Origin of the sequence: Actinomycetospora soli (assembly GCF_021026295.1) — a bacterium.
Classification (GTDB): Bacteria; Actinomycetota; Actinomycetes; order Mycobacteriales; family Pseudonocardiaceae; genus Actinomycetospora; species Actinomycetospora soli.
This window is the reverse complement of record NZ_JAJNDA010000005.1, coordinates 162,324-173,991: the sequence shown is the minus strand read 5'-3', so window position 1 is coordinate 173,991 and position 11,668 is coordinate 162,324. Positions and strand designations below refer to the sequence as shown.

General features: G+C 76.3%; 11 protein-coding genes. 6 read left to right on the top strand and 5 right to left on the bottom strand.

Going from position 1 to position 11,668, the window contains the following annotated elements:
• Positions 1-27 precede the first annotated feature (27 nt).
• A complete protein-coding gene (locus tag LN037_RS33505; protein ID WP_230751794.1) occupies positions 28-738 on the top strand; it encodes a DUF4333 domain-containing protein in 711 nt (236 codons plus the stop codon).
• Between the two features lie 95 nt (positions 739-833).
• Positions 834-1,223: an MmcQ/YjbR family DNA-binding protein gene (locus LN037_RS10000; RefSeq protein WP_230751793.1), complete on the top strand. Its 390-nt coding sequence runs from the start codon at positions 834-836 to the stop codon at positions 1,221-1,223.
• Positions 1,224-1,229: 6 nt separating this feature from the next.
• Here the strand turns inward: LN037_RS10000 and LN037_RS09995 are convergent, their stop codons facing one another.
• Positions 1,230-2,252: a 5'-3' exonuclease gene (locus tag LN037_RS09995; RefSeq protein WP_230751792.1), complete on the bottom strand. Its 1,023-nt coding sequence runs from the start codon at positions 2,250-2,252 to the stop codon at positions 1,230-1,232.
• Entirely contained in the window at positions 2,209-4,188 is a 1,980-nt protein-coding gene (locus tag LN037_RS09990; protein ID WP_230751791.1) for a DUF2339 domain-containing protein, read from the bottom strand. Before LN037_RS09990 ends, LN037_RS09995 begins: the two co-directional genes overlap by 44 nt.
• Before the next feature lie 63 nt (positions 4,189-4,251).
• Between LN037_RS09990 and LN037_RS09985 the strand changes: the two genes are divergently transcribed.
• Genes LN037_RS09985 through LN037_RS09975 form a run of 3 tightly spaced genes read left to right on the top strand, consistent with a single transcriptional unit; the run spans position 4,252 to position 7,801 of the window.
• Complete coding sequence (locus tag LN037_RS09985; protein ID WP_230751790.1) at positions 4,252-5,358, top strand: M24 family metallopeptidase; 1,107 nt, start codon at positions 4,252-4,254, stop codon at positions 5,356-5,358.
• Positions 5,352-6,959, top strand: a complete 1,608-nt coding sequence (gene lnt, locus LN037_RS09980; protein WP_230751789.1) for an apolipoprotein N-acyltransferase — start codon at positions 5,352-5,354, stop codon at positions 6,957-6,959. The genes LN037_RS09985 and lnt overlap by 7 nt, the downstream gene beginning before the upstream one ends.
• Positions 6,956-7,801 (top strand): polyprenol monophosphomannose synthase, encoded by an 846-nt coding sequence (locus LN037_RS09975; RefSeq protein WP_230751788.1) that lies wholly within the window; start codon positions 6,956-6,958, stop codon positions 7,799-7,801. The genes lnt and LN037_RS09975 overlap by 4 nt, the downstream gene beginning before the upstream one ends.
• A gap of 27 nt (positions 7,802-7,828) precedes the next feature.
• Here the strand turns inward: LN037_RS09975 and LN037_RS09970 are convergent, their stop codons facing one another.
• Together LN037_RS09970 and LN037_RS09965 are read right to left on the bottom strand one after the other, a co-directional pair.
• Positions 7,829-8,167 carry an RNA polymerase-binding protein RbpA gene (locus LN037_RS09970; protein ID WP_018333474.1) on the bottom strand — a complete coding sequence of 113 codons (339 nt, stop codon included), beginning with the start codon at positions 8,165-8,167 and terminating at the stop codon, positions 7,829-7,831.
• A 250-nt stretch (positions 8,168-8,417) separates the two neighbouring features.
• On the bottom strand, positions 8,418-9,212 hold the full coding sequence (locus LN037_RS09965) for a glycerophosphodiester phosphodiesterase family protein (RefSeq protein WP_230751787.1): 795 nt from the start codon (positions 9,210-9,212) through the stop codon (positions 8,418-8,420).
• A gap of 261 nt (positions 9,213-9,473) precedes the next feature.
• Here LN037_RS09965 and LN037_RS09960 point away from each other — a divergent pair, with 261 nt between their 5' ends.
• On the top strand, positions 9,474-10,226 hold the full coding sequence (locus LN037_RS09960; RefSeq protein ID WP_230751786.1) for a hypothetical protein: 753 nt from the start codon (positions 9,474-9,476) through the stop codon (positions 10,224-10,226).
• On the opposite strand, the gene ligD is transcribed toward LN037_RS09960, so the two are convergent.
• On the bottom strand, positions 10,223-11,620 hold the full coding sequence (gene ligD / locus LN037_RS09955; RefSeq protein WP_230751785.1) for a non-homologous end-joining DNA ligase: 1,398 nt from the start codon (positions 11,618-11,620) through the stop codon (positions 10,223-10,225). The genes LN037_RS09960 and ligD overlap by 4 nt on opposite strands.
• Positions 11,621-11,668: the final 48 nt, after the last annotated feature.

Below are 11,668 nucleotides of genomic sequence, written 5' to 3'. Positions count from 1 at the left end.
TCTCCACGCCGTGAGAGTGTGAGCGGCGTGACCAACACGGCGGGGGAGTCGTCGGCCCGGGGATCCGGGGACGCCCCGGCCCCGCCGGAGGCGGAGCACCCCGCACCGTCGTCGGAGTCGTCATCCACCCCGTCGGCGTCCTCCGTGTCGGACGAGCAGGCCGTTCCGGCGCGCTCCTCCGGCGTGCGGTGGGCCGACGACGCCCACCCCGCCGCGGACGCCGACGCGACCCCGCCGTCGGGCACGACCGTGCCCGGGCCGGGGGAGGCCGTCCCGGCGCGGACGACGGGCCCGGTCCCCGAGCCGACGCCCGCCGCCGCGTGGCCGCCGGGGTTCCGGGGCGGTCCGTGGCAGCAGACGGCACCCGGCTGGGCGCCGCCCCCGTCGGCCCCGCCGCCCGACCCGGCGCGCCGCCGCCGGACCCGCCGGATCGTGCTCGGCGTCGTCCTGGCCGTCGTCGTGCTCGCGCTGGTGGTGGTCGCACTCCTCGCGTTCCTGGTCGGGCCGCGGTTCGCGCGGTACGACGTCCTCGACCGGGCGGCGCTCGAGCGCGGCGTCACCGACGTGGTCACCCGCGACTGGAAGCGCCAGGTCGGCGGGGTCTCCTGTCCCGACGACGAGCGCGTGCGGCCCGGCACGACCTTCACCTGCACGGGCACGGTCGACGGGCGCCCGATGCGGATCCCCGTGGACGTGGTCGACGACGCCGGCACCTACGAGGTCGGCCAGCCGCGCTAGGGCTCTCGTCCCGGACGACAGGACAGCGTCGTTGCTGTCGTCGGGCGCCGGCAACGACGCTCCGCCGCCACCGGGGAGCGCTAGGGTCGGCACGCATGGCGACGTGGGAGGACGTGCGGCGACTCGCCCTGGCCCTGCCGGAGACCGGGGAGCGGTCCTCGTACGGCGCCACCACGTCGTGGACGGTGAAGGGGAAGGCGTTCGTCTGGGAACGGCCGCTGCGCCGGCGCGACCTGGCCGACCTCGGGTGGGCCGAACAGCCGGGCCCGGTGCTCGGCGCCCGCGTGCCCGACCTCGGCGCGAAGGAGGCCCTCGTCGCCGAGGACGGCGTGTACTTCACGACGCCGCACTTCGACGGCCACGCGAGCGTCCTGGTCCACCTCGGGCGCATCGCCGCGGACGAGCTCGCGGAACTGGTCGGCGAGGCCTGGTACGCCGCCGCGCCGCCGATGGTGCGGCGCCGGCACCCGCGTGACACGGGCTGAGCGCGCCTACGCGTCCCGGCCGGCCAGGGCGGACGTCAGCCGGTCGACCGAGCCCGTGAGGCTCCAGCGCTCGGCGAGGGCGGCCAACGCGTCGGGGTCGGCCGGCTCGTGGGGCAGGGAGCGCTCGGACCCGGTCCAGTCGATGGGCGCGTCCTTGGCCACGAGCACCACCTCCGGGGCGACCGTGAGGTACGGCGCGGCCTTGACGAGCTTCTGGCGCACGGCGGAGGAGAGCCGCGCGTCACCGCCGTCCACCACCGCGGTGATCAGTTCGGCCCACGAGTCGAACTTCGACACCACCTGCGACGCCGTCTTCTCGCCCACCCCCGGGACGCCGGGCAGCCCGTCGGAGGGGTCGCCGCGCAGCATCGCCATCTCGGCGTAGCCGTCGCCGGCCCGGCCGAGCGGCACGGCGTACTTCGCCGCGACCTCCTCCGGGCCGTAGACCTCGTACTTCGACACCCCACGCGCGATGTAGACGATCCGGACCGGGGTGGGCTCGTCCCGGACGAGCTGCAGCAGGTCGCGATCGCCGGTCACCACCTCGACCGACCGGGTCGCCTCGCCGGACGCGAGGGTGCCGATGACGTCGTCGGCCTCGAAGCCCTCCGCCCCCGCCGTCGGGATGCCGGCGGCGGCGAGGACGTCGAGGATCACCGGGACCTGGACGCCGAGCTCCGGCGGGGCGGCCTCGGCGTCGGGACCGCCGCCGACGGTCGGGTCGGACGGGTCGATGCCGGACGAGGTGTCGACCCGGTGGGCCTTGTACGACGGCAGGGCGCGCACGCGGAACGCCGGACGCCAGTCGCGGTCGAGGCAGGCCACGACGGCCGAGGGCTGCCGGGCGCGGACGAGGCGGGCGACCATGTCGCAGAAGCCGCGGATCGCGTTCACGGGCGTGCCGTCGTCGGCGGTGATCGACGACGGCACCCCGTAGAAGGCGCGGAACCACAGGCTGGCCGAGTCCAGCAGCAGCACGGGCCCCTCAGCCCTGCCGGGTCGAGCTCCGCCGGGCCGCGTCTCCGTCATGGTGCGCAAGCGTGCCAGGGTCGGCCTCCGCGGACGTCACCAGCCGGGCGTAGCGGGTGCCGGCCACCAGCAGCACGAGCCCCGCCCCGAGGAAGACGATCACCCGGGCGAGGCCGTCGAGGGCCGTCAGGTCGAAGAGGATCAGCTTCGCCACCGCGGCGACGACGAGGACGCCGCCCAGCACCCGGGGGAGCACCGCGCCCACCCCGCGCACGAGCAGCACCAGCGCGAGCGCGGTCCAGGAGATCGTCACGAGCACGTGCCCGGTGAGGAACCCGGTGCGGTTCGGCGCCACGGCCAGCGCGACCGTGACGACCACGCCCGCCGCCCCGTAGAGCCCGACGACGCCGAGCAGGCCGACGACGACGGCCGTCCGGTCGCGCCCGCCGAGCAGGTCCGCCCGGGCGACGGCGTACAGGAGCGCGCCGCAGGCGGCGGCCAGCAGGACCCCGACCGCGGTCATCGAGAGGAGGGTGCCGGTCGACCGGACGTCGCCGTCCACGACGACGTCGAGCGGGAGGTCCCGGACCAGCGCGAGCACACCGCCCACGACGCCGAACGCGGCCGCGACGACGAGCACGACCCTCCGGCCGGTCCGGGCCGCGAGCACCGCCAGCACCGCGGCGGCGGCGAGCAGGACCCCGCCCTGGGCGGCGCCGGTGAGCGCGAGCGGCACGGCCTGCAGCGCGACGACCGCGGCGGCGGCGATCGCGGTGACGGCGACCGCGGGGGTGGCGGGCACGCGGCGGGACCCGCGGTCGGTCGGCACGGCGGCACCGAGGAGCATCAGGATCGCGGCGACGTCGAGGACCGCGCCCCACGGACGGTCGAGGGACGGCGCGACGGCGAGCAGCGGGAGGACCGGCACGGCGAGCGCGAGCCCGGCGACGGCGGTGCTCGCCGCGGCGGCACCCGGCACGGACACCAGCACGAGCGCGGCGGCGACCCCGACGACGAGCAGCGCGGCGACGGCGAGTGCGACCCCGACCGTGGACGCGCCGGCGACGCCGACGGCGCCGGCGCTGATGAGGGCGACGAGGGCCGCGACGGCGGTGGACACGGCGACCAGCACGGGCCAGGTGCGGCGGGCGGCGACGGGGACCGTGGCGGCGGCGACCACGACGAGGAGCACGACGAGCAGCGCCCCGGCCGCGTCGACCACCGCGGGGAGCAGCAGGTCGACGCCGATCACGACGCCGAGGGCGAGGTCGCGCCGCTGCCAGCGGTCGGCGAGCACCAGACCGCCGCCGGCCACGAACAGGGCGAGCACCACGCCGACGACGGCGGGGACGAGGTCGTACAACGAGGTCGCGGCGGCCACGGTGAGGTAGAGCGCGGTGATGCCGGTGGCGGCGAGGGAGACCGGCCCGGGGTCGGCCGTCGGACTCGGGCCGTCCTCGGCGGCCCGGCGCCGCTGCAGCACGAGGCCGGCGCCGAGGAGCCCGAGGCCCACCAGGGCGCCGAGCCCCACACGGGCCTCCGGGCCGAACCACCCGCGCGAGGCGGCGAGCACGAGCAGCAGGACGACGCCGAGCAGGGTCACCCCGGCGCCGGTGGCGGCGAGCAGGCGGGCACCGGACAGCCGGGGCAGCCGGGGGAGCCGGGGGAGCCGCGGGGAGGGGGCCGCGGCGGGCGGCGGCGCCCACACGCCGGCCGGCGTCGGCGTCGGCGTCGGGGCGGGTGCCGGCGGGGCCGTCGGCGCGGGCGGCACCGGGCCCGGGGGCGCCCACGGCGCCAGGCCCGCGGGCGGGGCGGCGGTCGACGCGGGGACGGGACCGCGACCGGACCCGGGGACCGGGGCGGGGCCGGCCGTCGTCGGGGGAGCCGCGCGGAGCACCCCCAGGTCGGAGCGGACGCGGGAGAGGCGGGCGCCGAGCTCGGCGAGCTCCCCGTCGAGGCGCTCGAGCAGGGCCGCGGGGTCACCGGGGGTCGTCATGGCAGACACCCTGGCCGCCGGGGCGTGTGTCCGGGGAGGGGAGAACTACCTAAGGTGGCGTCCATGGGTTCCGCTGACCAGGTCACCGCCCGCCTCGACCGTGCGCGTCGGCTCGCCGCGGACGTCGGCGTCGACGCCCTGGTCGTGACGCCGGGGCCCGACCTGCAGTACCTCGCGGGCGTCGTGAAGCACTCCCACGAGCGGCTGTCCGCGCTGGTGCTGCCCACCCGGGACGAGGCCGCCTTCGTCGTGCCGCGGCTCGAACGGCCGGGGCTCGACGGGACCGGGGTGGACCGGGCCGGGATCCGCGTCCTGGACTGGGTCGACGGCGAGGACCCGCACGGCCTGGTCGCGGCGTGCCTGGACGGGGTCAAGCGGGTCGCGGTCGCCTCCGACATGCCGGCACTGCACGTCCTGGGCCTGCGCGACGCGCTGCCGCTCGCCACCCAGGAGCTCGCGACGCCGGTGCTGCGGGAGCTGCGGATGCGCAAGGACCCCGCCGAGGTCGAGTACCTGCGCCGGGCGGGCGCCGCGATCGACGCCGTCCACGAGCAGGTGCCGGGGCTGCTGCGGGCCGGGCGCACCGAGGCCGAGGTCGGCGCGGACATCACCGCCGCGATCGTCGAGGCCGGGCACGCCGAGGCGGCGTTCGTCATCGTCGGCTCCGGCCCCAACGGCGCGAGCCCGCACCACGAGGTGTCCGACCGGGTCATCGAGGACGGCGACGTCGTCGTGGTCGACATCGGCGGGCCACTCCCGGAGGGCTACAACTCCGACTGCACCCGCACCTACGTCGTGGGCGGGGCGGACGACGAGATCGTGCAGGCCTACGCGGTGCTGCAGCGCGCCCAGGCGGCGGCGGTCGCGGCGGCGCGGCCGGGCGTCACCGCGGAGAGCGTCGACGAGGCGGCCCGCGCGATCATCCGCGACGCCGGGTTCGGGGAGAACTTCGTGCACCGCACGGGGCACGGCATCGGGCTCGAGGTGCACGAGGAGCCCTACATCGTCGCGGGCAACGCGCTGACCCTCGAGCCGGGCATGGCGTTCTCCATCGAGCCGGGCATCTACTTCGAGGGCCGCTGGGGCGCCCGGATCGAGGACATCGTCGTGGTCACCGAGGACGGGTGCGAGGCGGTCAACACCCGCCCCCACGAGCTCCTGTCGTGCTGACGCGCCGGTCGCGAGGGGAGGATCCGAGCGCTCTGGCGGCACGAGGGTTCCCCCCGCGCTCGAGGTGGGCGGGGACGCTCCTGCGCGCCGTCGCGGCGGTCGTCGCCGGCCTCGCCCTCTACGTGTCGTTCCCGCCGCTGGGCTGGTGGTGGGCCGCGCCGCTGGGCATCGCGCTGCTGGTCGGCACGGTCGCCGACCGCTCCTGGAGGGCCGCGTTCGGCTGGGGCGCGCTCGGCGCCGTCGCCTACCAGTACCCGCTGCTCTCGTGGACCGGGACCTACGTGGGCGCGGTCTGGCTGTTCGCCCTGCTCGTGGTGGTGCTGGCCGCCGCCGTCCCGCTCGCGTTCGTGCCGCTGGCCGCCCGCCTGCCCGGCGCCCCGCTGTGGATCGCGTGCCTCTGGGTGGCGGGGGAGGCGCTCATCGAGCGGGTGCCGTTCGGCGGGTTCCCGTGGTCGAAGCTCGCGTTCGGCCAGGCGGGCGGTGCCGACGAGAAACTGGCGTCGCTCGGCGGGGCCCCGCTGGTCAGCTTCGCGGTGGTGCTGTCCGGCGCCGGGCTGTGGGCCCTCGTCGCGGCCCTCCGTTCCCGACGACGGGTCGTGCCCCTGGTCGGGGCGCTCGTCGCGGTCCTCGTGGGGCCCGTCGTCGGGATCGCGGTCCCGGCGCACCCCGCGAGCGCGCCGGGGGACCGGGCGATCACCGTGGCCGCGGTGCAGGGCAACGTGCCCCGCGCCGGGCTGGACTTCGCGAGCCAGCGCCGCGCCGTGCTCGACAACCACGTCCGCGAGACCCGGCTGCTGGCCGCACGGGTCGCCGCCGGCCAGGTGGCGCGGCCGGACCTGGTGATCTGGCCCGAGAACTCCTCGGACATCGACCCGTTCCGCAACCCGGACGCCCGGGCCGAGATCCAGGCGGTGACCGACGAGGTCGGGGTGCCCGTCGTCGTCGGCGCGGTGCTGCGCGGCACCACGAACCCCGAGGGGACGGCCGTGCTGCAGGGTCCGCGCAACGCCGCGGTCGTCTGGACCCCGCGGGTCGGCCCCACCGACCAGTACGTCAAGCGCCACCTCCTGCCGTTCGGGGAGTACATCCCCATCCGCGGCATCGCCTCGCTGTTCTCCGGCGACGTCGCCCGCGTCGTCGACTTCGAACCCGGCACCGGCCCGCCCGTCCTCGACGCCGGTCCGGCCCGGCTCGGCGTCGCCACCTGCTACGAGGTGGTGTTCGACGCCGACGTGCGCGACGCGGTGACGGCGGGCGCGGACCTGCTGACGGTGCCGACGAACAACGCGACGTTCGGCTACACGACCATGACCTACCAGCAGCAGGGGATGAGCCGGCTGCGCGCGGTGGAGCACGACCGGGCCGTCGTGATCGCCGCGACCAGCGGGCAGAGCGCGATCATCGCGCCGGACGGCACCGTGCTGGACCGGACCGGTGAACTCTTCACGCCGGGCGTGCTGGTCGACACCGTCCCGCTGCGCACCACGACTACCCTGGCCACCCGGCTCGGTGCGGGCCCCGAGTGGGTGCTCGCCGGGCTCGGGGTGGCGGCGGTCGTCGTGGGGGGCGTGGTGGCACGGCGTCGGGAGGGGGCGGCATGAGTGCGTCGCGGTCGCAGGAGATCCCGGTGCCGGCAGGGGTCGGGCCCGCCGCCGACGGTCGCGGCGTCCTCGTCGTGGTCCCGACCTACGACGAGCGGGCGAACCTCCCCGGCATCGTCGAGCGGGTGCTCGGCACCGTGCCGGGGGCGCGGCTCCTGGTCGTCGACGACGGCAGCCCCGACGGCACGGGCGAGCTGGCCGACGGGCTCGCGGCGCGCGACGACCGGATCGCGGTGCTGCACCACCGACCCAAGCGGGGCCTGGGCGCCGCCTACGTCGACGCGTTCGCGCACGTCATGGCGACCCACGCGGCGGACGACGTCGGCTGGATCGTGCAGATGGACGCCGACGGCTCACACGCGCCCGAGGACCTGCCGTCCCTGCTCGCCGCCGCCCGCACCGGGGGCGCCGACCTCGTCCTGGGGTCGCGCTACGTGCCGGGCGGGCGGGTCGTGAACTGGCCCTGGTACCGCAACGCGCTGTCCCGGTCGGCCAACGTGTACTCGCGGCGGGCCCTGCGGCTCCCGGTCCGGGACGTCACCGGCGGCTTCCGGCTCTTCCGGCGCGAGGTGCTCGCGGCGGTCACGGCCAGCCCCGTGTCCTCGCAGGGCTACTGCTTCCAGGTCGACCTCGCGTTCCGGGTCCAGCGGGCCGGCTACACCGTGCGCGAGGTGCCGATCGTGTTCACCGAACGCAGCGCGGGCGCCTCGAAGATGAGCGGCGCGGTGGTCCGGGAGGCGCTGTGGCGCATCACGGCGTGGGCGGTGCGGGACCGTCTGACCGCCCTGACCGCCCTGACCCCGCGCGCCCGGAGACGACGAGACCCCGCCACCGGAGGGTGACGGGGTCGTCGGTCGTGCGGGACGCGATCAGGCGCCGCGGCGCTCCTTGAGCAGGTCGAGGCGCTCCTCGAGGAGCTCCTGGAGCTCGGGCTCGGAGCGGCGCTCGAGCAGCATGTCCCAGTGGGTGCGCGGCGGCTTGACCTTCTTCTGCTCGGGCTCGGTGCCGTCGATCCGCTTGCCCTCCTCGCCGTGGAGGCGGCACTCCCAGGTCACGGGGGCCTCGGCGTCGTCGGAGAACGGGACCTCGAAGTCGTGGCCCTTGGGGCAGCGGTAGGCGAAGGCACGGCGGGGGGCGAGGTCGTGGTCGCGGTCGGTCTCGTAGCTGACGGCTCCGAGGCGGCTTCCACGGAGGACGCGGTCGGCCATGAGTGCTGTCCTTTCCTCGACTGCGTGCGTGTCGCCCCTCGTGGGGGCGACCCCGGTCCCAACGCCCGGCGCCGCGTGTTCGTTCCCGCGACACCGGTCGGACACGTCGTCGTGACCCGTCTCACGCCCGGCCCGTGGCGACGGTTCGCGACCCCTGGCACACATCGATGTGTTCACGTCCGTGTTACCCCTGTGCCGGGCAGGTCACACCGCGGTGGGCGCCATCGGGTCGCGGCCCACCCGTCCGGAGTCAGGCCGGGTGCCACTCCCCGCGGACCGCCAGCACGTCGCGCAGCACGTCGGGACGATCGGTCATCAGGCCGTCGACGCCGAGGTCGAGCAGCCGCTGCATCTCCGAGGCCCGGTCGATCGTCCACACGTGGACCTCGATGCCCAGGGCGTGCGCCGCCGCGACGTTGGTCGGGTCGATCACCGGGATCCCCCCGACGTGCGTCGGCAGCTGCGCGAGGTCACCCCCGACCGGGACGCGCCGCGCGAGCGGTCCCGGGAGGACCGACCGCGTGCGCAACGACAGCGCCCCCCGGGCCGACACGCCCGTCACGACCCGGTCGCCGAACCGCAGCCGCACCGCGCGCAGCCGGCCCTCGTCGGTGCTCGCGACGGCCACCCGCTCCGCCACGTCGTCGCGCTCGAGCAGCGCGAGCATCGGCCGCAGCGAGCCCGGCGACTTGATGTCGACGTTGAACCGCAGCCCCGGCTCGGCCTCGAGCACCTCCTCGAGGCGGGGGAGGCGTTCCCGGCCGCGGACCCGGACGTCGGCGAGGTCGGCCCAGTCGAGGGCGCGCAGCACACCGGGGTGCCCGGCGACGCGGCGCAGCGTCGCGTCGTGGTGGACGACGAGCACGCCGTCGCGGGTCGCGTGGACGTCGGTCTCGACGTAGGCGTAGCCCTCCTCGCGGGCCCGCCTGAACGCGGCGAGCGTGTTCTCCAGGCCCGCGAGGTCCCCGACGTGCCAGCCCCGGTGGGCGAACGCCCGGGGTCGGGGGGCGGCGAGGTACGGGTGGGAACGCACGGCCGGCAACACGCGCCGCAGTCTGCCCGACCGGGGCGACCGGCGGGTGGCGTCGGGAGGGCCCGTCCGTGTCGGGCGGGCGCCCGTCGATCAGCCGGTCGTCCGTCACGGTCGTGACACGGCGTGATCACGACCCCGGCACGATGATCAGTGGTCACTCCCTGGCCACCTTGGGGGGATACGTACACATGGAGTAGTGTCACCGACGTCATCACGGATGACGGAGAGTTCGGACTCGGGGGACGAATGACGCGCTCGCGGCACCGCCGCTCGGTGGGACGGGGTTCGGGGGAACCCACCACCGCCCTGCCGTCGTGGGCGCAGCGCCATCTCGACGAGGCCGGCACGGACGCCCCCGCGCCGCCGGTCACCACGCGTCACCGCCGCGGGGCGGGACGCGCCGGGACGGACACCCCGCTGCGCGGCTGGGGCGTCGCCGCCCTCTCGGTCGCCGCCGCCGTCACCGCGGTGCCGCTGGCGATCAGCGCCGTGGCCAACGACCGCTCGGACGACCCGCTGCCGAAGGTCGACACCTTCACCGCCGGCGCGCCGCAGGCGCTGGACGGCGGGCAGGGCGGCACGACCACGCGGCGCGGCGCCACCGACGTGACGGACCCGACGACCGGGGGCATCCTCGGCGGGCCCGGGTTCGCCCCCGGCGCCCCCGCGGCCGCGCCCGCACCCGCCGTCGTGCCGGTGCCGCAGCCCGCCGCCGTGGTGCGCCCGACGACGACCGCGCCGACCACGGTCACGCCGCGCTCCGCCACCCCCACCACCACGAAGCCGACGACCACCACGAGCGACGACGACGAGGGCCGCAGCGCGACCCCGACGAAGAAGCCGACGAGCTCCTCGTCGGGCTCCTCCGGATCGGGCGGCTCGGGCTCCTCGGGGAACTCCTCCGGGAACGGCTCGTCGGGGAAGAGCTCGTCCGGGAGCGGGCAGGAGCAGGACGGCCCGGTCACCGGCCTGGTCAAGGGCGTCGGCAACACCCTCGGCGGCGTCACCGGAGCGCTCGGCCTCTAGTCCGGCAGCGGCGCCCCGTCCCCGAGCGCGCCCGAGTAGAGGTCGCCGTGCGCGGCGATGCGGTCCAGGACCGCGGCGGGGGAGAAGACGAGCGCCTCGGCGTCGTCGGCGGTCTCCACCTCGTCCCACGTCAGCGGCGTCGACACGGTCGGCGCCCCGTGGGCCGCGCGGGCCCGCAGCGAGTACGGGGCGACCGTGGTCTTCGCCGTGTTGTTCTGCGACCAGTCGATGAACACGCGCCCGCCCCGACGGTCCTTGGCCATCACGGCCGTCACGGCGTCGGGGGTCTCGCGGGCGAGCTCCTGCGCGATCGCCCGCGCGTACTCCGAGGTGCGGCCGGGATCGGTCACGACCACGGGCGCGGTCATCTGCATGCCCTTGGAGCCGCTGGTCTTCACGACGGGGACGAGCCCGTCGTCGTGCAGGCGGTCGCGGACGCGGCACGCGACGCGGGCGCACTCGAGCAGCCCGGTGCCCGGCCCGGGGTCGAGGTCGAACACGAGCTCGTCGGGCGGCCGCGGGACGTCCCCGGCATCCACGCGCCACTGCGGGACGTGCAGTTCGAGCACCGCGAGGTTCGCGAGGTAGACCAGCGTCGCGAGCTCCTCCACCACGACGAAGCGGGCGGAGTCCGACCCGCGCGAGGAACCCGGCGTCGGGACGACCACCGTGCGCAGCCAGTCCGGCGCGTTGCGGCCGGCGTTCTTCTCGTAGAAGGACTCGCCGTCGATGCCGTCCGGGAACCGGCGCAGCGTCAGGGGCCGTCCGGCGAGGTGGGGGAGCAGGGTGTCGGCGACGCGGGCGTAGTAGTCGATCACCACGTTCTTCGGGGTGCCCGGGTAGAGCTCCTTGTCGAGGTTCGACAGCTTGAGCGCCCGGCCGCCGACCGACACCCGGGGCGACTGGACGTTCCGCGGGGGCCGGGCCCGCGCCTCGGCCTTGCGCGTGACGAGCCAGTCCTTCTCCTCGGAGTCCCGCTTCGGCCGGAAGAACACGAACCGCCCGTCGGTGCGCTCCCCGCGCAGCGTCACCGCGACCTCGTCGTCGGTCCACTTCTCGGTCTCGTACGTGCCCGCGTCGTGGATCGTCATCGACCCGCCGCCGTACTCGCCGGCCGGGATCTCGCCGTGGAAGTCGAGGTACTCGAGGGGGTGGTCCTCGGTGTGCACGGCCAGGCGGGGCGTCCCCGGCGCGTCCGGCAGGCCCTTGGGCACCGCCCAGCACACGAGCACGCCGCCGCGCTCGAGGCGGACGTCGTAGTGCAGGCGCCGCGCGTGGTGCTCCTGGATGACGAACCGGCCGCCCGCGTCGGTGTCCGCGGCGCCGACGTCACCGAACGGCTCGGGCGTCCGCGCCGGGTCCCGTTTGTCCCGGTAGGTCCGGAGCTCACCCATCGCTGCCCCTCCTCGTGTCGGCTCACCGTGAAGGATCCCACTGGTGAG

Bases quoted from the DNA above. Each gene is read 5' to 3' on its own strand.
- LN037_RS09975 (WP_230751788.1), top strand. From the start codon at position 6,956: ATGAGTGCGTCGCGGTCGCAGGAGATCCCGGTGCCGGCAGGGGTCGGG.
- LN037_RS09990 (WP_230751791.1), bottom strand. From the start codon at position 4,188: ATGACGACCCCCGGTGACCCCGCGGCCCTGCTCGAGCGCCTCGACGGG.
- LN037_RS09985 (WP_230751790.1), top strand. From the start codon at position 4,252: ATGGGTTCCGCTGACCAGGTCACCGCCCGCCTCGACCGTGCGCGTCGG.
- LN037_RS09995 (WP_230751792.1), bottom strand. From the start codon at position 2,252: ATGACGGAGACGCGGCCCGGCGGAGCTCGACCCGGCAGGGCTGAGGGG.
- LN037_RS10000 (WP_230751793.1), top strand. From the start codon at position 834: ATGGCGACGTGGGAGGACGTGCGGCGACTCGCCCTGGCCCTGCCGGAG.
- ligD (WP_230751785.1), bottom strand. From the start codon at position 11,620: ATGGGTGAGCTCCGGACCTACCGGGACAAACGGGACCCGGCGCGGACG.
- LN037_RS09970 (WP_018333474.1), bottom strand. From the start codon at position 8,167: ATGGCCGACCGCGTCCTCCGTGGAAGCCGCCTCGGAGCCGTCAGCTAC.